This is a genomic window from Bacillus sp. EB106-08-02-XG196, from assembly GCF_013396335.1.
In the GTDB taxonomy this organism is placed as follows: Bacteria; Bacillota; Bacilli; order Bacillales; family Cytobacillaceae; genus Neobacillus.
Window position 1 is genome coordinate 90,713 of the sequence record NZ_JABWSY010000018.1, and the last position, 20,569, is coordinate 111,281.

A 20,569-nucleotide genomic window follows, 5' to 3' on the forward strand; every position below is an offset into this window, starting at 1 on the left:
TTCCCTTTTATCTTACCACAACCTGTCCACCGACACGAAATTCAAAGATTCAATAAATAAAGGACCTGTACGATTTGAACAGGTCCTAGAACTTATGCTTAGACTTCATCCTTTATTTCTGAACGGTAGGATTCGATGCTTTCGCGCCGTCTTTCGTTTTTCGCATCAATCTGCTTGAGTTGTGTTTCGCTATCAGTGAATGCCTTTGAATCTTCTGCAGCTTCAATGTTTTCTAGTGTATCATGTATCATTGCTTGAAGCTTTTCAGCATTATCACTGCGATCGTCTGGCTTCGGTTTGTTATTATAGGTCATAGAGTTTCCCTCCTAGGTGGTGTCGTGTTACAGATATAGTTTGTATCGAAGTTAAAAAAATATCACAGAAAATATTTGTTTGGAAAAAATCACAAAAAAGACCCGCTGGCTGCTGCCTGACGAGTCTTAACCACTTATTTATTCACCCTTAGTTTGGATGACTTGCGCATGCTTACCAGATGTATCTTGATGAGTTTTACCTTTGTTTCCTCCAAAGCCCCTAGATTTTGTTCCAATATGGTTTGGGGCAAAGTGGTTCTGACCTCTTTTTGGATTACTCATGTAACATCCCTCCTCCTTAATATTTTGCCCGCTTTAAAGGAGGAACATGATTGGTAATCTATGTGAGTTTCATTACTCTGCTTTTCCAAGACGCTTTTCTTCTAAACGCATTTCGATTTTTTCCATCGCAGCTCTATCTTTCAAAAGTTGACTTTTATTTTCGGATACAAGTTCTGCAAAGGAACGTTTTCTAGGCTTTCTCATGTATATCACCTTCCTTATGACCTATTCTAACAGTTATTATGCCCGGAAACGGTTTCAATTATTACAACTTTTTGAAAATTAAAAGAAAAATATACTTTAAAGCGTTACTATGTTAGAACAAAAAAAGACATTGGAATTTACATCCAATGTCTACTTCAAATCCTGGGTATATTGTTTCATTGCATCGAGATTCATTGCCCCTATATATTTGTTTCCAATATTTCCCTTTGTATCGATAAAATATGTTGTTGGAATGGATAGGACTTGATACGTTTCGTTTACTTTATCTTCGGCATCTAAAGGAATCGGAAACGTAATACCATTTTCATCTACAAAAGCTTTTACATCTAAATGTGGGTCAATGTTTACGGCTAAAATAACAACCTCATCCCCAGCTTCTTTATGAAATTCCTCCATGGCTGGCATTTCAGCTTTACATGGCGGACACCAAGTGGCCCAGAAATTGAGCATAACTTTTTTTCCTTTTAAATCAGATAGTTTAACGGTATCTCCCGCTAGTGTTTTAAGTTCAAAATCAGGTGCCTTTGCCCCGACTTTTAAACCTCCCATATTCGCAGCTTCTTGACTTGCAATATCGGGTTCAGCCTTTTTATCCATAGCCTGAACAATCGCAACTCCAAGTAAGGCTATTAATACAACAACAGCAATAACTTTTTTGACCATATCCCGAACCCCCTTGATTCAATAATATGCTACATTGATTTTACACTATAAAGTCAGTTGAAATAAAGGTTGTATCCGCCAAAGATGTGACAATTTAAAAACAGTTTAGTAAAAGTATACTAGAAAAGCAAATCAAGTTACTTATTTAAGGCGTTAAGAACACTGGTTGTTACCCGGTCTACAATCAGGTTAATATCTCTTTCCGATAATGTCTGTTCATTCACGGAGGTCACTTTCATTGCATTCGTGCCTTTAGGGACATCAACGCCCTTTGGGGAAACTCCTTCTAATCCCATCATGGTTTTAATATCAATTAGCTTAGCGACATTTTCTTTTGAAAGTTCTCGATCACCTTTTAATAGTCTGGAGATCCAATTAATTTTTGCTGTGAACTCTAAAGATTCCATTAAATAATATGCGTTTTCTAAATTCTTCCCCCATGTCAGGGCACCATGGTTTTCTAATAATACACCTTGATGTTCGTAGACATGTGTTTTGATTGCCTTAGGTACTTCATCCGTTGATGGTGTCCCATATTGGGCTAATGGGATTGTCCCCAAGGATACAACAGCTTCGGGCATAATGGCCTGATCTAAAGAAATTCCTGCGATAGCAAAGGCAGTTGCATACGGGGGATGAACATGTAAAACAGCGTTTACATCCGGACGCTCTTGATAAACAAGCAGGTGCATTTTCATTTCCGAAGTAGGTTTATAATCACCTTCGAGGACATTCCCTTCACGATCTACTTTTATGATCATATCAGGTATTAAGAATCCTTTACTAACATTAGTTGGAGTGATTAAAAACTCATTTTCGCCAATACGGACAGAAATATTTCCATCATTGGCTGCAATGAACCCTTTTTCATATACTCGTTTTCCAATATCACATATTAGTTTTTTATATTTAATCTCGATAATCATCTAAACCCTGCTTTCCGTTATGAAAACAATTGTTTAATAATAGTATACCCTTCTCTTAAATGATATTAGAGTTTTATGCCTAGGTTAAATTACCACAATCTTTTGAAAATTTGTTAATATGAAATCACGGAGAGGAGTTGGATTATGAAGATACTTGTTTTAGGGGGAAGCCGCTTTTTAGGTAGAACATTTGTCGAGGTTGCTCAAAGGCAAAATCATGAGGTGACTATATTTAATCGTGGTAATCAAAATGAAGGGTTTAAAGAGGTAGATATTATTACTGGTGATCGTTTTGGTGACTTAAACGAACTTAAAAACCGCTATTGGGATACTGTATTAGACACAAGTGGATTTATTCCTTCCTCGGTATTAAAGTCCACCGAACTACTAAAAGACCGGGTAAAGCATTACACGTTTATTTCAAGTATTTCTGTTTACAAAGATTGGATTCAGGAAAATTTCGATGAATCTTATCCTGTTTATGATATGTCATTAAAGGAAGCCAATGAGCTTTTTAAAAATGGTGCATATTATGAGTATTACGGGCAATTTAAGGCTTTATGTGAAGTTATTGCTGAGAAAAATATGCCTGGTCGTGTTTTGAATGTTCGTGCCGGGCAGTTAATTGGGCCTAATGATTATACGGACCGCATACCCTATTGGATACATAGGATTGCAGCAGGCGGTAAAGTATTAGCGCCTGGTAATCCAAACAGGTCTGTACAGGTGATTGATAATAAAGACCTTTCAAATTGGATATTAAAGTTAATGACGAATGAGACAGCAGGAACATTTAATGCAACCGGACCAGATTATAACCTTACCATGAACGATTTTCTCGATACTTGCATGAAGATAACAGGATCTAATGCTGAAGTCGTTTGGGCTTCTGAAAAATTTCTACTTGATAATAAGGTTGCCCCATGGACGGAAATGCCGCTTTGGGTGCCGGAAGAGTTCCCACTTGAACCGGAGCTTAAAGAACCTTGGAATGGCGCCTTTACCGTTAATATTTCGAAAGCAATTGAAAGCGGACTCAGCTTCCGGCCTATTGAGGAAAGTTTAGTGGAAATTTATGAATGGGAAAAGCAGCGTAATCTGTCTGAGAACGAATGGGAATCTGGAATGCGTTCAAATCGTGAAAAAGAATTGCTTGAATTATGGTCTAGAAAATAAGAAGTATCGATGAACGCAAATATATCTGATTTATCGCAGATATAATAGAATAGCCCCTTCAATAGGGGCTATTCTTATGCATATTTTACATTAATTTTCTTTTTTGCTTTAATAGTTCGTTGAATTCATGATCTAATTCTACGTATTTAGGATTTTTTTGGTCAATTAGTGATAGTTCACCCAAAATCAAAGAAATTCTATTTTCTATTATCATTAACGTTTCTTTAACATTAATAGGTTCTCCGCTATTTTTATTAAAGTACTCTTCTGGCTTCATTTCCAAACGCTTTATCCTCTGATTATCAAATACCAGGAGCTTATCACAAAGCTTATTCAAGAAATAGTAATCGTGCGAAACGGTAATAATCGTACCTGTGAATTCATTTAGTGTTTTTTCTAGCTGCTCTCTGCTTGGTAAGTCTAAATGATTGGTTGGTTCATCCAAGATTAGAACATCATATTCCTTCATAAGCATGTCAACTAACTTCACTCTTGTTCTCTCTCCGAGACTCAAAGTTCTGATGGGCTTCGTAATAAACTGTTCTTTTAATCCGAGATTGGCAAATAATGTCCTCGCCTTGAGTATGTTTTCTCGGTCAGTAAACCCTAATGCCTCTAAGGCAGTTTTATCAGCTGGTAAGTCGTCAACATCCTGACTTAGGTAAGCAACCTTTAAAGATTCACTTTTCCAAAGCTCACCGCTAGTAACTGGTGTTTCACCAAGGAGCATCTTAATTAAGGTTGTTTTACCGCAGCCGTTTTCTCCTAATAAACCAATACGCTCTCCGTGATTAATATAAAAATGAGAATCTTGAAATAGGGATCTTGCTTCAAACGTCTTTGTTACACTCTTTGCCTCAATAATACTTTTACCTCTATTTCCTTTCGTATCAAACTGAAATCTGACCTTTTTCTCCTCAAGAGGTTTGTCAACCTTGTTTTTTTCAAGCTCGCTCTGGAGACGTTTCATTTTTGATTTCACCTGGGCATCACGTTTTTTCGCCTTAACTCGGTGATATTCTTTATGTCCATAATCTCTGCCTTGTTTTGTTGATGTTATGTGAGCTTTCTCTGACCATGAAGATAATTGCTCCATTTGCATTTCTATGTCTTCTTTTTTGCGTTGTTGTACCTCATAATGGTGCATTTGTGTTTCCAGCCTGTGCTGCTTCTCCTTCTGATAATCACTGTAGTTACCATTGTAAAAGTTAATCTTTTTATTCTCTATCTCAAAAATCCGTGTCACCGTTTTATCCAAAAAATGACGATCGTGAGAAATTATCAGCACGGGTCCTTTAAATTTCTTTAACTCTTCAATCAACCATTCTATCCCTTTAAAATCTAGGTGGTTGGTTGGCTCATCGAGAATTAAGAATCCTGGTTTGGAAGCCCACACGTTTGATAATGCGAGTTTCAACTTTTCACCACCACTTAAATGGTTTAAACGCTTCTCTTCCCATTCATAAACCTTTTTCAGTCCTAATTCACTTGAGTGCTGCAAGATTTCTCCCTCAGCTGATAGAGAATTTTGAAATTCATTGCCTTCGTAATCAATGGACTGCGTCAGGTAACCAATCTTTAATTCCGGCGATTTTTCAACGAAACCCTTATCTGGTATGAGCTTACCAGTAAGGATATTGGCCAATGTTGTTTTGCCGGTGCCATTATAACCGACGAGACCAATTCTTTCTCCGTTTTTTATATCAAAAGAAATATTGTCTAGGATTTTCCTTAGATTAAAGTTCATTTCTATTCCAGTTGCTTTTATTATCGATAAATTATTTTTGTTCATAAAAAAACTCCCTTCCATTGAACCTGAAGAGAGTGTTTGAGTCATGTCGTTTACGCATTCATAAAAAGCATACGTTAATAAACCTATAAAGGCCTTTACTAACGATGTTTGATTGAAATATAAACGTTCAGGACTAAAAAAGGATAGACTAATCCTATTCTTCAGGTTCACCATTTTTCGCTATTCGAATAAATGTGCTGAAAAAATAAGATTATAACTTCATTCCTCTTTACCATTCCTTTACGTTTGTTATATATATTGTATTTTACCTAAACCGAAATTGTCAATCATTTCCCATCTAAAAAACCACCATGCAAAAGCTGCATGGTGGTATGAATATTATGCTTCTTGTAATTTTTCGCGAAGTACCATTGGAAGGATACCGCCATGACGGTAGTAATCAATTTCAACTTCGGAATCAAAGCGAACAAGTACTTCAAATTCTTTCTTGTTGCCATTTTCGTCAGTTGCAGTAACTTTTAGTAAATCACGTGGTTTTACGTCTTCTCCAACTTGGACATCGATTGTTTCTTTTCCAGTTAAACCAAGTGTTTCAGCGCTTTCGCCATCTTTAAATTGAAGTGGAAGAACACCCATTAACACCAGGTTAGAACGGTGAATACGCTCGAAGCTTTCAGCAAGAACTGTTTTAATGCCTAGAAGGTTTGTACCTTTTGCAGCCCAGTCACGAGAAGAGCCCATTCCGTAATCTTTTCCAGCAAGTACAATAAGTCCAGTGCCGTTTTCTTTGTATTTCATGCAAGCATCATAGATCGGTGTCACTTCGCCTGTTGGCCAGTAAGTAGTTACTCCACCTTCTGTACCTGGTGCGATTTGGTTACGGATACGAATGTTTGCAAATGTTCCACGCATCATTACTTCGTGGTTACCACGACGAGAACCGTATGAGTTAAAGTCACGTGGCTGAACGCCTTTTTCCAATAAATATTTACCAGCTGGAGTGTTCTTACCAATTGCTCCTGCAGGTGAAATGTGGTCAGTTGTAACAGAATCCCCAAATTTTGCTACTACACGCAGGTCAGTTAATGGTTCAACAGTACCCGGTTCAGGTGATAACCCCTCAAAGAATGGCGGGTTTGCAATGTAAGTGGAATCTTCATCCCAAGTATATAATGGCTCATTGCTAGTTTTGATTTCGTTCCAACGCTCGTTATCTCCGAATACATTTGCATATTCACTGCGGAATAGTTCAGGAGTAACGGTGCGTTTCACAACTTCATTTACTTCAGCAGTTGAAGGCCAAATATCTTTGAAGAAAACATCGTTACCATCTTTGTCTTTACCAATTGATTCAGAAGCAAAGTCAATGTTCACTGTACCAGCTAAAGCATAAGCAACAACTAATGGTGGTGAAGCAAGATAGTTACCTTTTACAAGCGGATGAATACGTCCTTCAAAGTTACGGTTACCTGAAAGTACAGATGTAACTAATAGATCGTTTTCAGCAATTGTTTTTTCAATTTCTTCTTTTAATGGACCGGAGTTACCGATACATGTTGTACAGCCATACCCAACAAGGTTGAAGCCGATTTGCTCTAAATATGGAAGTAATCCAGAATCACGAAGGTATCCAGTTACAACTTTAGAACCTGGTGCTAATGAAGTTTTAACAAACTTAGGAACTTCCATTCCAAGTTCAACTGCTCTTTTCGCAACAAGACCTGCACCCACTAATACATATGGGTTAGAAGTGTTTGTACAGCTAGTGATAGAAGCAATTGCAACGGCACCTGTTTTAATTGTTGTTTCGTCACCGTTTTGGAAATTAACAACAGCTGACTTTTCAAGCTCATCCGCTTGTAAGCCGAAGCCTTGGTTTCCTTGTGGAGCAGAAACTGCCTTTACGAACTCTTCTTTCATTTTTGAAAGTGGAATCAAATCTTGTGGACGCTTAGGACCTGAAAGATTTGCTTCAATAATAGAAAGATCAATTTCAACTACATTTGTATAAACAGGCTCTAGAGTTGGATCAAAGAATAATCCGTTTGCTTTGCAATATTGTTCGACAACATTGATTTGCTCTTCTTCACGGCCAGTTAAACGCATATAAGCAAGTGATTCATCATCAATTGGGAAGAATCCACATGTTGCACCATATTCAGGAGCCATGTTCGCAATTGTTGCACGGTCTGCTAATGGAAGTACAGATACTCCAGGACCGAAGAATTCAACAAATTTGCCAACTACACCCTGGCTGCGAAGTACTTGAGTTACTTTTAGAGCAAGGTCAGTTGCAGTAGCGCCATTTGGAAGCTCACCTGTTAACTTAACCCCAACTACTTCAGGTACTGGGAAGTATGAAGGCTGTCCAAGCATTCCTGCTTCTGCTTCAATACCGCCAACGCCCCATCCAAGAACGCCTAGACCATTAATCATCGTTGTATGTGAGTCAGTTCCAACTAATGTATCTGGATATGCTTCTAATTCGCCGTCAGCCGTTTCTGCTACGTGAACAACGTCTGCTAAGTACTCAAGATTAACTTGGTGTACGATACCCGTTGCAGGTGGAACAGCACGATAGTTATTAAAAGATTTTTGAGCCCAGCTTAGGAACTGGTAACGCTCTGCATTACGTTCAAATTCTAAATCCATATTTACTCGTAATGAGTCAGCTGAACCGTAAGCATCAACCTGTACAGAGTGGTCGATTACAAGGTCAACAGTTTTCTCTGGATTAATCTTATCTGGATCCCCGCCAAGGTCCGCCATTGCTTTTCTTAATGAAGCAAGGTCAACGACTGCTGGAACTCCAGTGAAGTCTTGTAGAATTACACGAGATGGCTTGAATGGAACGTCCACTTCTTTAAGCTCATCTGTTCCCCATTTTGCTAAGTTTTCAACGTGCTCCTTTGCGATGACACGGCCATCGTATTGACGAAGCACAGATTCAAGTAATACTTTTACGGAATATGGCAATTTAGAAACCTTGCCAATACCAGCCTCTTCAAGTGCACTTAAGCGGTAATAGTGGTAGCGTTTACCGTTAACTTCAAAAGAAGTACGTGCGTTAAATACGTCATTTTTCACCATTGTAAAGCCCCCTCATTCGTCATACATTAACTAAATTAACGAAAAGTCGAAAAGTTTGAATATTCCTATTCATTCCTACTTTTCTCACAATTCTAATCTTAATACAACCTTTTACATAAGTAAATAACAAGAAAGTTATTGTACGTGATAAGTTTTTCTTATGTTTTTTATGTAAAGTGTTCGAAATATTTAGAAAAATCTTATAAGGCCGTATAACAGGAAAATGTTAAAGATTAGAATTGTTAACGCTTTTATTATCTCAAAAAACTTTTTTGTTGTCATTTATTTTCCCTTAAAAGGAAATATTATCACTATCGAAGAGAATTCTACTGAATTCTCCTAGGAGGTGATTGGGATGCAAAGAAGAAAGTCAAATCATGTAATTCCTGGTGCGAATGCTGCTAAAGGCCAGGGGCAAGGTGCAGGTTTTAACGAAGAAATGGCAAACGAACCTTTAACCATTAAGGAAAAAATGAACAATAAAAAACGAAAAAAGAATCAATAGGCAGTTAAAAAAGCAGGAGCACTCCCCCTGCTTTTTAACCTTGGTTTTATTCAGGAAGATTTACTTCTGTTACGATGCTTTGCAAATCCCGTTGAAAACGCTCAAGTTGTGCTCGTTGGTGTTCGGAAGCAACTTCAAGTGCATTTTCAATTTGCTGATAGGCTTCGTTCACTTCTTCTTTTAAATGCTTCAATTGATGTCCGTAACTTGCACTATCACTAATAATGGTTGCTGCAAGTCCTTGGGCCTCTTCATATCCTTGCTGAGCAGCTTGAAAAGCTTGCTGCTTATCCTTATTGTACGGAAACTTTTGAGTCACGATATCACTCCCCTCCAACATTTATAACGTTAAATTGCGCACCTTGAACAGAAAATATTCAGCATAAAAAGTCTGCAGCATTACATCCTAACAATATAGGAGGGATGAAAAATGGTGAACAAAAACGACGGCAAGGATATGAGAAGAAATCAGCCCAAGATATCTGGCCAGCCTGAGCCTATGAGTGGTTCAAAAAAAGTAAAGAATCGCAACCATACACGTGCAAAACATAATTCACACCATGATATGTAGAAAAGCGGAAGGCGCCTGTAGCTAGACAAATAGAAAAGCGATGTGACTGGGATCTAGATAGGACCAAAATAATAGTTCTAACCCCCTCTAGACCGTAGAGGGGGTTAGATTTATAATTGTATTAATGATTGAAGCAAAAGCTGTTCTTCATCCTCTGTTACGGTTCTAAGGTCGATGATAAACTCATCCTTTTGAATTCGTCCGATAATGGCTGGTTTGAATTGTGTTCTCAATTTTCTTCCTACCTGTTCTGCAGTAAATACACTGTGTTTTAAAGAAATGACCATGGTTGGAAGTTGAACATCCGGCATCGTTCCCCCGCCAACCTGACTTGTACTAGGAAAAATTTTCGCCTGAAAATAATCTGTACCTTGTAACAAGTTTGTAACAAACCTCTGCGATTTTTCGTCTAATTCATCAATAGAAACCAATAAATCACGGATGGTGGGAATGTTTTGGAATCCTTGTTCCCCGCGTGCATAATCAATTAACGTCCCTTCTAGTGCGGCTAAAGTCATTTTATCGACCCGAACTACTCGGGCTAATTGGTGTTTTTTTAATCGATCAATCATCTTCTTTTTCCCAACAATAATTCCAGCCTGAGGTCCACCAAGCAGTTTATCCCCACTAAACGTTACAAGATCTGCTCCCATTTCAATGACTTCTTTCACAACAGGTTCTTCACCGATTCCATGTTTTCTAAAATCAAATAGTGCACCGCTGCCAAGGTCTTCATAAAAAATAACATCTTCAGCACGATTTGTAAGCTGTATAAGATCTTCTGTTTCCACTGATTTGGTAAAACCAATCACTTTAAAATTACTTGTATGTACTTTCATGACAATCGCCGTTTCAGGATTAAGCGCTTTTTCATAATCATATAAATGAGTTTTATTTGTTGTTCCGACTTCGATTAATTTTGCTCCGCTTTCTTCCATAATAGAGGAGATACGGAATGAACCGCCAATTTCTACTAACTGACCTCTTGATACAATAACTTCTTTATTTTCTGCAAGCGCTCTTAAAACAAGATAAACGGCAGCAGCATTATTGTTGACGACCATTACTGCTTCAGCACCTGTAATTTCTTTAAGCAGAGATTCTACATGGCTGTGTCTGGAACCACGCTCTCCTTCATTTAGCTTATATTCAAGGTTGGAGTAATTTTGTGCAGTTTCCACTACATGAGTGATAGCATTGTCGCTTAGCCTCGCTCTTCCAAGGTTTGTATGAAGAATCGTTCCAGTCGCATTGATTACTTTTTCGATTGTATAAGAAAATTGTTTTTTTATATTTACTTCTAATAGTTGAAAAACTTCATTTATAAATTGATTGGTGCCTGGAGTTGTACCATTCCAGTCCCCATTTAATAGTAACTGCCTAATTTGATCGATTGCTTCTTTTAACTGTTTTGTCAGCTGAGTAACATCTAGATGATTCTCCTTGAGGAGAGCTACGAACTGTTCATGATTTTGCAATTCATGGACAGCTGGAATTGAACGTAACCATTCTTTCACGGCAAAAACTCCTTTACTATTCCTACTTTGTTCCTATTATAACATTTCACATTTTCATTCTGAATGAATAAAATAAACCGAGCAAGGGGGATCGTTATGAAATCCAAAAAAAATATACCGCCAATTGATTTTGACCTTGTGGAAAGGTGGTTGGAAAACTACTGCCTTGATCCTCTAACTACACAGGATGATCTGACTCAATTTCGAATCGATCTATACGAAACAGATCAAGAATGGATTGTTGAGGCGTTGCTAAACGAATATAACAGCTCTGAAATTAAAGTTTATATAGAGGAAAGTAAGCTCGTTATTACCGCTGATAAACCTTCCACTCCTTCTAATCAACATAATAGAGTTCGTACTATCCAGTTCCCCTTTCAGGTTATAAATCAAAAAGTAACAGCCCATTATATTAATGGAATTTTAGAGGTTCTCATATCAAAATCTGAAAAAGGTTTAGGGGAAAATTGTTATATCACACTGCCCTAAGTTGCATCTTATGGCATGATTTTTTATCATTCAGGTAACATAAGATCATTATAGAAAACAATAATCCCTCATATCTAATTTTGATATGAGGGCTATTTTTACTTTTCTGATATTGTATTAATGATATCCTCAGTGTCAGGGAATAAACCTGTATCTAGTTTGGAATAAATCTTTTCCCCATTGACAGTTATTTCAAATGCTCCTCCTGAAACAGGGATTAATTCCATTTTTCCAATCTTTCGGTTAAAGTGTGTAAAAAGTTCTTCCGCGAAACTCGCGGCTTTTGGTGCATAGTTTCATTGCATGCAAAATTCTACAATTACGTGATAGTTGTTCATTTTTACTCCTCCCTGACATGTAATTCTAATTTCCTACTTATCTATAGTAAAAACATTTTATCTCAAGGAGTTTTTCCTTGCAAATCTTTTGCTTTTATCTAGTATGTGCGATTTTAATTGGAAACAGTTATACTAATAAATGGAGGTGGATTTATGACTGAGCAAGAGAAAATACGCCTAACCTCTTTATCAACTAAAGCAGGCTGAGGATGTAAAATTGGTCCTGAGGACCTCGCGCAAGTTTTGCGCCTTTTACCAAAGCAAGACCCTGTACCAGAGTTACTAGTGGGGCATGAAACTTCTGATGATGCAGGTGTTTACCAACTAACGGATTCGATTGCCTTAATTCAGACGGTCGATTACTTTACCCCAATTGTGGACGATCCCTATATGTTTGGACAGATTACTGCGGCTAACGCATTAAGTGACGTTTATGCAATGGGCGGCGAACCAAAAACAGTCTTAAATATAGTGGCCTATCCAATAAAGAAGCTTGGTGCAGAGATGCTTTCAGATATTCTCCGCGGTGCGGCAGATAAAGTGAAGGAAGCAGGTGCCCTAACGGTTGGAGGTCATTCTATTGATGATCAAGAGCCTAAATTTGGTCTTTCTGTTACGGGAATTGTTCATCCAGATAAGATATGGAAGAATGTTGGAGCAAAGCCTGGAGATGTATTAGTAATAACGAAGCCGATAGGCGTTGGAATTATCACTACCGGGATTAAGCGGAGTGTGGTAACACCTCAACAAGAACAAATGGTTACAGAAACAATGGCAGAATTAAATAAGACGGCTGCACAAATGTTAACGAACTATCATCCTCATGCAGTCACGGATGTAACCGGATTTGGATTGTTAGGACATAGCAGTGAGATGGCACGCGGAAGTGATGTGAGCTTTGAGATTTCCTACTCTAAAGTTCCAATTCTTGAAGGTGCATTAGAGTTAGCGAGAGATGGAGTTGTACCAGGGGGATCAAAATCCAATTATAAATGGATACTTAATGATGTAGACTATGAGGACCTGTCCGTCGAGGAACAGTTAGTACTATGTGATGCTATCACTTCTGGGGGACTGCTCGTATCCATTAGTGAAGATGAAGCAATCAAATATGTGGATGACCTTCATTCTGTTGGAAAACACCATGCCGCCATTGTAGGCAGGGTTACCGAGAAAAAAGAGAAATTAATTTATGCAAAAAGATAACAGCGTGGCGTTTGCTACGCTGTTTTTTTGTTTTTTAAACCATACAGTTTTTACAAAAAAGTGTACAGTTTCTCCAAAAAGCATACAGGTTCTACAAAAAAGTGTACAGTTTCTACAAAAAACCATACAGGTTCAACAATTTAATGGATAAACCTCTCATATTTGAACAAAAAAATAGATAACCCTATATATCAGGTCATCTATTTAATCAATTATTGGATTCCGTTCACTTTGGTTTTGTTCACAGTAAGTTTATTTTTTAGTTTATTCATCATATCTTCTGTCATTTTCGCTAAATCATATTCGAATTTAAAGCCCCACTCTTCTTCTGCAGCAATAGCATCGATTGAATTTGGCCAACTGTCAGCGATTTTTTGACGAACTGGATCAACATGATACGTCAGCTCAAAACCAGGTATATGTTTCTTAATTTCATTTGCAATTTCATCTGGGTCGAAGCTCATTGCCGTTACATTAAACGAGTTGCGGTGAATAAGCTTGCATGGGTCCGCTTCCATTAAATCGATAATGGCATTAAGGGCATCAGGCATATACATCATATCCATGTAAGTCCCTTTGTCGATATAGGATGTATACCTGCCATTCTTAATGGCTTCATAGTAAATTTCAACCGCGTAGTCTGTAGTTCCCCCGCCAGGCAGTGCCACATACGAAATTAAGCCTGGGAAACGTAGTCCCCTTGTGTCGACTCCAAATTTTTGATAATAATAATCGCTTAAAAGCTCACCAGCTACCTTGTTTACTCCATACATTGTGGTCGGACGCATAATCGTGTCCTGTGGCGTGCTATCCTTTGGTGTTGAAGGACCAAATGCACCAATTGAGCTTGGAGTGAAAAATTGTGCATTAAGCTCTCTCGCTGTTTCTAGTGCATTCATCAAACCGCCCATATTCAAATTCCAAGCTAAAACGGGCTTTGCCTCTGCAGTAGCAGAAAGTAATGCTGCTAAGTGCATAACCGTATCCACTTTATATTTCTTTGCTATTTCACCCATTCTATTTAAATCTGTTACATCAACAATTTCGAAGGGACCGCTCTCTGCTGCCTCGCTGTCATTCTTTTTAATATCAGTAGCAATAACATTATCCGGACCATACGTTTCCCGTAATTTCATCGTAAGCTCAGAACCGATTTGCCCTAATGCACCTGTAATTAAAATTCGTTTCATTCTTCTCCGTCCTCTTCACATTTGTCATTATATCTCGCCCATTGAAGGGTTTCTATGATTAAATAATGTCCATTTCCTTGCCGACTTTCTCATATATAGCAATGGCTTCATCAAGCATTTCTTTCGAATGTGCAGCTGTTGGCATATTACGAACACGTCCTGTTCCTTTTGGCACCGTAGGGAATACAATCGCCTTAGCATAGACTCCCTCTTCATTCAAACGTTTGCTGAATTGCTGCGTTAATGCCTCGTCACCAATAATACATGGAGTAATTGGAGTCTCACTGTTTCCAATATTAAAGCCTAATTCCTTTAAGCCTTTTTTGAGATAATCTCCATTTTCCCAAAGCTTTTTGTTAAGCTCGGTGCTTTCCATTAAAATTTCAATCGATTTCTTGCTTGCTGCTACATCCGCAGGAGTTAAGGATGTTGAAAAAAGGAATGGGCGGCTCCGAACCTTTAACCAGTCAATTAGATTCTTCTTCCCTGCAACATAGCCACCTACTACACCAATAGCTTTTGAAAGAGTTCCAATTTGAAAATCGATTTTATCAGACAAGCCGAAATGCTTAACGGTTCCCGCTCCATCACCGAGGACACCTGATCCATGTGCATCATCTACATATGTAATGAGGTCAAATTCTTCCGAAATCTTTACGATCTCAGGTAATAAAGCAATGTCCCCATCCATTGAGAAAACACCATCGGTAATAACCATGATTTTATTGAATTGACCAGATTCCTTTGCTTCCTTCGCCTTTGCCCGCAAATCTTCCATATCCGAATGGTTTACACGAATAATTTTCGCTCTTGATAGACGGCAGCCATCAATAATGGAAGCATGGTTTAATTCGTCGGATAAAATGGCGTCGTTTTTGTCCATAACAGCTGAAATGGCGGCCATATTACAATTGAAGCCTGACTGGTAAGCTATTGCTGCTTCTGTATGTTTAAATTCTGCTAACTTCTCTTCCAGTTCAACATGAAGCTTTAGAGTTCCGTTAATCGTTCGAACAGCTCCGGCTCCTACTCCGTATGTTTCAATTGCCTCCGCTGCTGCTTGCTTTAGCCGTTCATCGGTTGCCAATCCTAAATAGTTATTAGAAGAAAGATTGACTAATTGTTTACCATTTATTGTAATCATTGGACCATTTGGACTTTCTAATGGATCGATGACATTGTATAAACCCTTTCCTTTTAAATCTTCAAGGTTTTCATTTAAAAATTGCTCCAAAATCGTACTTGACACATATATTCCCCCTTATTGTCGCTATTAGAAAAACATTTGTCCGTCTCAGACGGACAGTTGGGTGTTCGATAAATACCAGTGTAAAAGGATTTCTGTAATATACTTTATCACGATTTTATCATATTGTGCATACCTAGAGGACATTCATTATAAAAAAATTTTCATTTTTAGGTTATCCAATTAGAAATCAGGTTATTTTCAAATGGAGGAAAAAATGTATAATGAAGGCATACTCTTGTTTAACCATAGAAAGGATGTACCACGTGGAGTTATTGTCATCATTTTTTTACACCATTATCGTTGGCGGTGTTTTTGTCTTTATTTTTATTTACCTTTATGATTTGCTTTTTGGAGAGAAACAACAAAAACAAATTCGTAAAATTCAAAAATACTACCGTCAAGAAAACATCAAAAAAATAGAACTGCTCGAGCACATACCGAAAAAATTCACCTTATATCAGGTTAAAACAGATAAAGAAACAAAACGAGTGAAAATAAAACCAGGCTATAAAGTAATTAAAATGGTTAAGAAAAAAGAACCTTCCCAGTAGTTTGGGAATAGGTTCTTTTGTTATTTTATAGTTAATCTGCTTAATTTCGCAGAAGTTTGGTTAACTCTTTGCAGCGCTTCGTGGTATTCCGTTTCTAAGCGATTGATAATATCTGATACCGATTCAATTTTATCTATTGCTCCTACACCGTGGCCTGCGGACCAGATATCACGCCACGCTTTGGCATCTGAATTTCCTTGTAATCCATCAAAATCCACTTTTTCCTTTTTAATCAATTGTTCTGGATCCAGCCCTTCCTTAACGATACTTGGAATAAGCATATTCGCCTTAACTCCAGAAAAGGCATCGGTTAAGATGATATCCTCCTGTGTCGACTTCACAAGCATTTCACGGTAATCATCCTGTGCCATACTTTCGGTTGCTACAATAAATCGTGTTCCCATATAAGCTAAATCAGCCCCAGCTGCCTGTGCGGCTAATATCCCCTTACCCGTTGAGATAGCACCAGCCAGCACAATAATTCCATCCCAGAAGGTGCGGACCATATCAACAAAAGCGAAGCTGTTAATTTGTCCGCTGTGTCCACCGGCACCGCTTGCTACTAAAATCAAACCGTCAACACCTGTTTCAGCAGCTTTTCGGGCAAACTTTAGATCACTAACATCGGAAAAAACCAGTCCTCCATATTCATGTACAATTTCAACAACATGTTTTGGACTACCTAAGGAAGTGATCACTAATGGCGGTTTGTGTTTTTTTATTAACGCCAATTCATCCTGAAGACGGCTATAGGTACTATGTACAACCATATTCATGGCCCATGGTGCAATTTTACGCTCTGGATCTGCTGTCCTTGCTTGTTTTAATTCTTCGTTTAACTTACCCATCCATTGATCAAGTACCTCAATCGGTCTTGCATTTGGAGCTGGGAATGACCCAATAACACCATTTAAACAACAATTTTTCACTAGTTCTGGGCCCGACACTAAAAACATAGGTGCAGAGATAACAGGCAGCCTTAGCTGGTTCCACCAATTTTCAGGGATTGTTTTTTGCATTGTCTACTCTCCTTTTGGTTTAGAATTTTCTGAATAAATATCCTATTTTAATAGTAACGGAAAATGAATGGTTATTCAATCGTGGAGTGAGAGCTTTTAGAATAAATAATAAAGCGCTTTCACAACACGAACGATAAGCTTGTAAAAAATTATTTCGTTCGTCTTTTGACAAAAAAACCATTGCTATCCTTTTTCACCATGGTATAATGAGAATAAATTTAAAAGTTTTCACTCATATAATCGCAGGGATATGGCCTGCAAGTTTCTACCGGATTGCCGTTAACAATCCGACTATGAGTGGGTAATGCTTACGGCGCTTTTTTATATTCCATATATTTTGGATATAAAGCCCAAATGTCATTGCCTCACTCAAATTTTGATGTGAGCAATGACATTTGGGCTTTTTCATTTTTTCTTAGGGGGATAAACATGAGATTACTAGAAGAAAAGATTAAAAAGGACGGCAGAGTCCTTAATGAAAATGTGTTAAAGGTTGATGCATTTTTAAATCATCAAATAGATCCAAGCTTGATGAATGAAATTGGTAAAGAATTCGCCCAGCTTTTTGCAGGTGAAGGAATTACAAAAATTGTTACGATTGAGTCTTCTGGAATTGCCCCTGCTGTTATGGCCGGATTATATATGAATGTTCCTGTTGTTTTTGCCAGAAAAAGAAAATCAGTCACGTTAACGGATGATTTACTGACAGCAAGTGTTCATTCATTTACTAAAAACGAAACGAATGAACTTGCGATTGGACGAAAGTTTATTAATGAAAACGATAAGGTGTTAATTATCGATGACTTCCTTGCTAACGGTCAGGCTGCACTTGCCTTAGTAGAAATGGTCAATCAAGCAAACGCTGAGGTTGCTGGCATTGGTATTGTCATTGAAAAGTCCTTCCAACCTGGCGCAGCAAAATTGAAAGAGCTAGGATTAAGGGTGGAATCATTAGCAAGAATCGCCTCACTATCCAATGGAGAAGTAACGTTTAAACTTGAGAATATGGAGGAATTGTTCTAATGAAACAACATCCGTTCAAAATCGCATCTTTAGGAATTCAACACGTGTTAGCGATGTATGCAGGAGCTGTCATCGTCCCTCTTATCGTCGGCGGCGCATTAAATTTAACTGGTGAACAACTAACTTATTTAGTTTCGATTGATATTATGATGTGCGGAATTGCTACCATTTTACAAGTTTGGCAGAATCGCTTTTTCGGAATTGGCTTACCAATTGTTTTAGGATGTACGTTTACAGCGGTTGGTCCAATGATTGCGATTGGCGGAGAATATGGGATATCAGCCATCTACGGTTCCATCCTTATTTCTGGTTTAATTGTTGTGATTATCGCGAAGTTCTTTAGTAAATTAATTAAGTTCTTCCCTCCTGTTGTTACGGGTTCGGTTGTTACAATTATCGGTATTACGCTTATCCCTGTCGCCATGAACAACATCGCTGGTGGACAAGGCAGCCCTGATTTTGGCAGCCTCTCAAATTTAAGCCTAGCTTTTGGAACGTTATTATTCATTATTCTACTATATCGTTTTACTAAAGGCTTCATTCGCTCAATTTCGATTCTTTTGGGGTTAGCGGGTGGTACAATCATTGCTTCGTTAATGGGAAAAGTAAATTTCGCAGCAGTTGGTGATGCCTCATGGTTCCATATGGTAAAACCTTTTTATTTCGGTACTCCTACCTTTGAATGGACACCGATTATTACCATGACACTGGTTGCAATTGTAGGTTTAGTAGAATCAACAGGTGTTTATTTTGCTCTTAGTGATATCACTGAAAGAAAACTCAAAGAAAGTGATTTGACCAAGGGTTATCGTGCAGAAGGTCTTGCTATTATGCTTGGAGCCCTGTTTAATGCCTTCCCTTACACTACCTACTCACAAAACGTGGGGCTATTACAGCTAACAGGTGTCAAAGGTAAAAATGTAATTTATACCATGGGCACAATGTTGATAATCTTAGGTTTCGTTCCTAAAATTGGTGCTTTAACCACTGTTATTCCTACCTCTGTTTTAGGTGGAGCCATGGTGGCGATGTTTGGAATGGTGATTGCTTACGGAATCAAGATGTTAAGTAAAGTAGAATTTGCTTCACAAGAAAATCTCTTAATTATTGCTTGTTCTGTGGGTATGGGACTTGGGGTTACCGCAGTTCCTGATTTATTTGCACAGCTCCCCGAAAGTGTAAAAATCCTGACCAATAATGGGATTGTTGCTGGAAGTTTGACTGCCATTTTCTTAAATATTGTGTTTAATGTTGTTAAACCTGCTAAGAAAAGTCAAACAACAAATCCAAGCAGTCAGAGTGCTGCATAAGAGTAATTTTAAAAAAGCTGCTTTTGGTTCAATATGAACTACAGGCAGCTTTTTTACTGATTAAGCCCCGTTCTTTTCACAGTAAAATCTAGATTTACATTAACTTTAGCCTCTTTAAACATTTTATACCATTTCTCATCAGTAAGTTTTGAGTGCCTTATTGAACTCCTATATATTTCTCCTAGTCCAAATACATCAGATTCCTTTGTTTGACAATAAGCGATAAGTTTCTCAATCTCCTCTTTCATACTCTTCGAAATTTCCTTCTCGATTAGTTTTATATTTTCTGGTTTACCAAGATCAATTTGACTAGTAATTTCAAGCAGCCTTGCAGTAAGTTTAATATCTAGATCAAATTCCACTTTTTCTTTGTTGATTAGCTTAATATTATTACTGCTGTCGAGGGAATCGATAGAGGCAACAGTCTTATTTAGTCGACGGTTTCTGGGCTTTAATTTCGAGCTTTTTATCACAACATCCTTGATTCCGCTTTTATACTGATCAATGATCATGTTTAGAAAAAAGCTTTGATCAGTACTTATTTTTCCAACTAATTTACTTCCCCTAAACAAAGCTACTCCTGAAAATCCAATTCCCTCCTTTTCTTTTTTTAAAATGGGCATAATTGGTTCTTTGCCAACTGTGTAATGGCTATGTAAAACTTCATGCAGGGTAGCTGAGGGCATCATTTTTCCTTTTGTGTTTTGATCGATGAGTCTAAAAAGATGATCCCCGATATCAGGAATATGTTTAGCTTTTACATTTAATAAATCACGAGCTGCCCCTTCTGCCATCGCCAAGTATGTCATATCACTTACTGATGGGTCATTTGCCACTGCTTCTGCTATCCCTGTGTCTCCTTGTTTAAGCAACTCCTCACCGTTTACAATGACACGAAGCTGCCCCGAGGCAAGCCTTTTAGAGGTCTTTCTGTTTGTATTGTTACGAATACCCCTTATCGAAAATGCCTCAGTCTCTAGATTAACAATTTCGTTAGGTGCTGAAGGATCAATTTTTAACCCGACCACTGTTCCTAAAATAGTGCCGTTTTTTGCAAGATCGAGACCATAAGTAGTAATAAGTCCAACTTCTTCAAGTATTCTGGGTTCTGCACATCCACACATCAACAAAAAGGAAAATGTCCAATTCCTAAGCCATCTTTTTTTTTTCAT

21 protein-coding genes, 1 pseudogene and 1 riboswitch are annotated in these 20,569 nt (G+C 38.0%); of the genes and pseudogenes, 8 read left to right on the top strand and 14 right to left on the bottom strand.

Annotated elements, in window-relative coordinates:
• Positions 1-98: 98 nt before the first annotated feature.
• The 5 genes from tlp to MLOOGBEN_RS24025 all read right to left on the bottom strand — a co-directional run bounded on the left by tlp (position 99) and on the right by MLOOGBEN_RS24025 (position 2,410).
• A complete protein-coding gene (gene tlp, locus MLOOGBEN_RS24005) occupies positions 99-314 on the bottom strand; it encodes a small acid-soluble spore protein Tlp (RefSeq protein ID WP_179160810.1) in 216 nt (71 codons plus the stop codon).
• A gap of 138 nt (positions 315-452) precedes the next feature.
• Positions 453-596 (bottom strand): acid-soluble spore protein N, encoded by a 144-nt coding sequence (locus tag MLOOGBEN_RS24010; protein WP_179160811.1) that lies wholly within the window; start codon positions 594-596, stop codon positions 453-455.
• Positions 597-668: 72 nt separating this feature from the next.
• A complete protein-coding gene (locus MLOOGBEN_RS24015) occupies positions 669-800 on the bottom strand; it encodes an FbpB family small basic protein (protein WP_034672833.1) in 132 nt (43 codons plus the stop codon).
• 150 nt (positions 801-950) lie between these two features.
• A complete protein-coding gene (locus MLOOGBEN_RS24020) occupies positions 951-1,484 on the bottom strand; it encodes a redoxin domain-containing protein (protein WP_179160812.1) in 534 nt (177 codons plus the stop codon).
• A 137-nt stretch (positions 1,485-1,621) separates the two neighbouring features.
• Entirely contained in the window at positions 1,622-2,410 is a 789-nt protein-coding gene (locus MLOOGBEN_RS24025) for a class II aldolase/adducin family protein (RefSeq protein ID WP_179160813.1), read from the bottom strand.
• A 144-nt stretch (positions 2,411-2,554) separates the two neighbouring features.
• On the opposite strand from MLOOGBEN_RS24025, the gene MLOOGBEN_RS24030 reads away from it, so the two are divergent.
• Entirely contained in the window at positions 2,555-3,586 is a 1,032-nt protein-coding gene (locus MLOOGBEN_RS24030; protein ID WP_179160814.1) for an NAD-dependent epimerase/dehydratase family protein, read from the top strand.
• Between the two features lie 85 nt (positions 3,587-3,671).
• On the opposite strand, the gene abc-f is transcribed toward MLOOGBEN_RS24030, so the two are convergent.
• Both abc-f and acnA read right to left on the bottom strand, forming a co-directional pair.
• A complete protein-coding gene (gene abc-f, locus MLOOGBEN_RS24035; protein ID WP_179160815.1) occupies positions 3,672-5,378 on the bottom strand; it encodes a ribosomal protection-like ABC-F family protein in 1,707 nt (568 codons plus the stop codon).
• A gap of 339 nt (positions 5,379-5,717) precedes the next feature.
• Positions 5,718-8,429, bottom strand: coding sequence for an aconitate hydratase AcnA (gene acnA, locus MLOOGBEN_RS24040; protein WP_179160816.1), 2,712 nt, complete (start codon positions 8,427-8,429; stop codon positions 5,718-5,720).
• A gap of 355 nt (positions 8,430-8,784) precedes the next feature.
• Here acnA and sspO point away from each other — a divergent pair, with 355 nt between their 5' ends.
• Entirely contained in the window at positions 8,785-8,934 is a 150-nt protein-coding gene (gene sspO, locus MLOOGBEN_RS24045) for a small acid-soluble spore protein O (RefSeq protein ID WP_045521763.1), read from the top strand.
• A gap of 46 nt (positions 8,935-8,980) precedes the next feature.
• Here sspO and MLOOGBEN_RS24050 read toward each other — a convergent pair whose 3' ends face one another.
• A complete protein-coding gene (locus MLOOGBEN_RS24050) occupies positions 8,981-9,253 on the bottom strand; it encodes a hypothetical protein (RefSeq protein WP_368737820.1) in 273 nt (90 codons plus the stop codon).
• 111 nt (positions 9,254-9,364) lie between these two features.
• On the opposite strand from MLOOGBEN_RS24050, the gene MLOOGBEN_RS24055 reads away from it, so the two are divergent.
• A complete protein-coding gene (locus MLOOGBEN_RS24055; RefSeq protein WP_179160818.1) occupies positions 9,365-9,505 on the top strand; it encodes a small acid-soluble spore protein P in 141 nt (46 codons plus the stop codon).
• A 110-nt stretch (positions 9,506-9,615) separates the two neighbouring features.
• On the opposite strand, the gene selA is transcribed toward MLOOGBEN_RS24055, so the two are convergent.
• Positions 9,616-11,022, bottom strand: a complete 1,407-nt coding sequence (selA, locus tag MLOOGBEN_RS24060) for an L-seryl-tRNA(Sec) selenium transferase (protein WP_179160819.1) — start codon at positions 11,020-11,022, stop codon at positions 9,616-9,618.
• 96 nt (positions 11,023-11,118) lie between these two features.
• Here selA and MLOOGBEN_RS24065 point away from each other — a divergent pair, with 96 nt between their 5' ends.
• Positions 11,119-11,511 carry an Hsp20/alpha crystallin family protein gene (locus tag MLOOGBEN_RS24065; RefSeq protein ID WP_179160820.1) on the top strand — a complete coding sequence of 131 codons (393 nt, stop codon included), beginning with the start codon at positions 11,119-11,121 and terminating at the stop codon, positions 11,509-11,511.
• Between the two features lie 98 nt (positions 11,512-11,609).
• Here MLOOGBEN_RS24065 and MLOOGBEN_RS24070 read toward each other — a convergent pair.
• Positions 11,610-11,795: pseudogene (locus MLOOGBEN_RS24070) on the bottom strand (Rdx family protein); the annotation flags it as partial.
• A 207-nt stretch (positions 11,796-12,002) separates the two neighbouring features.
• On the opposite strand from MLOOGBEN_RS24070, the gene selD reads away from it, so the two are divergent.
• Entirely contained in the window at positions 12,003-13,055 is a 1,053-nt protein-coding gene (gene selD / locus MLOOGBEN_RS24075; RefSeq protein ID WP_179160821.1) for a selenide, water dikinase SelD, read from the top strand.
• Between the two features lie 212 nt (positions 13,056-13,267).
• Here selD and MLOOGBEN_RS24080 read toward each other — a convergent pair whose 3' ends face one another.
• Positions 13,268-14,245, bottom strand: a complete 978-nt coding sequence (locus MLOOGBEN_RS24080) for an L-threonine 3-dehydrogenase (protein ID WP_179160822.1) — start codon at positions 14,243-14,245, stop codon at positions 13,268-13,270.
• Between the two features lie 58 nt (positions 14,246-14,303).
• Positions 14,304-15,494 carry a glycine C-acetyltransferase gene (locus MLOOGBEN_RS24085; protein WP_179160823.1) on the bottom strand — a complete coding sequence of 397 codons (1,191 nt, stop codon included), beginning with the start codon at positions 15,492-15,494 and terminating at the stop codon, positions 14,304-14,306.
• 263 nt (positions 15,495-15,757) lie between these two features.
• Here MLOOGBEN_RS24085 and MLOOGBEN_RS24090 point away from each other — a divergent pair, with 263 nt between their 5' ends.
• Positions 15,758-16,045: a hypothetical protein gene (locus tag MLOOGBEN_RS24090; protein ID WP_179160824.1), complete on the top strand. Its 288-nt coding sequence runs from the start codon at positions 15,758-15,760 to the stop codon at positions 16,043-16,045.
• A gap of 20 nt (positions 16,046-16,065) precedes the next feature.
• On the opposite strand, the gene MLOOGBEN_RS24095 is transcribed toward MLOOGBEN_RS24090, so the two are convergent.
• Positions 16,066-17,064, bottom strand: a complete 999-nt coding sequence (locus MLOOGBEN_RS24095; protein WP_179160825.1) for an NAD(P)H-dependent flavin oxidoreductase — start codon at positions 17,062-17,064, stop codon at positions 16,066-16,068.
• A 212-nt stretch (positions 17,065-17,276) separates the two neighbouring features.
• Positions 17,277-17,378, top strand: a riboswitch (purine riboswitch).
• Positions 17,379-17,493: 115 nt separating this feature from the next.
• Between MLOOGBEN_RS24095 and MLOOGBEN_RS24100 the strand changes: the two genes are divergently transcribed.
• Together MLOOGBEN_RS24100 and MLOOGBEN_RS24105 are read left to right on the top strand one after the other, a co-directional pair.
• Positions 17,494-18,087: a xanthine phosphoribosyltransferase gene (locus MLOOGBEN_RS24100; protein ID WP_179160826.1), complete on the top strand. Its 594-nt coding sequence runs from the start codon at positions 17,494-17,496 to the stop codon at positions 18,085-18,087.
• Positions 18,087-19,397 (top strand): nucleobase:cation symporter-2 family protein, encoded by a 1,311-nt coding sequence (locus MLOOGBEN_RS24105; RefSeq protein ID WP_179160827.1) that lies wholly within the window; start codon positions 18,087-18,089, stop codon positions 19,395-19,397. Before MLOOGBEN_RS24100 ends, MLOOGBEN_RS24105 begins: the two co-directional genes overlap by 1 nt.
• A gap of 53 nt (positions 19,398-19,450) precedes the next feature.
• Here the strand turns inward: MLOOGBEN_RS24105 and MLOOGBEN_RS24110 are convergent, their stop codons facing one another.
• Positions 19,451-20,569 carry a Ger(x)C family spore germination protein gene (locus MLOOGBEN_RS24110; protein WP_179160828.1) on the bottom strand — a complete coding sequence of 373 codons (1,119 nt, stop codon included), beginning with the start codon at positions 20,567-20,569 and terminating at the stop codon, positions 19,451-19,453.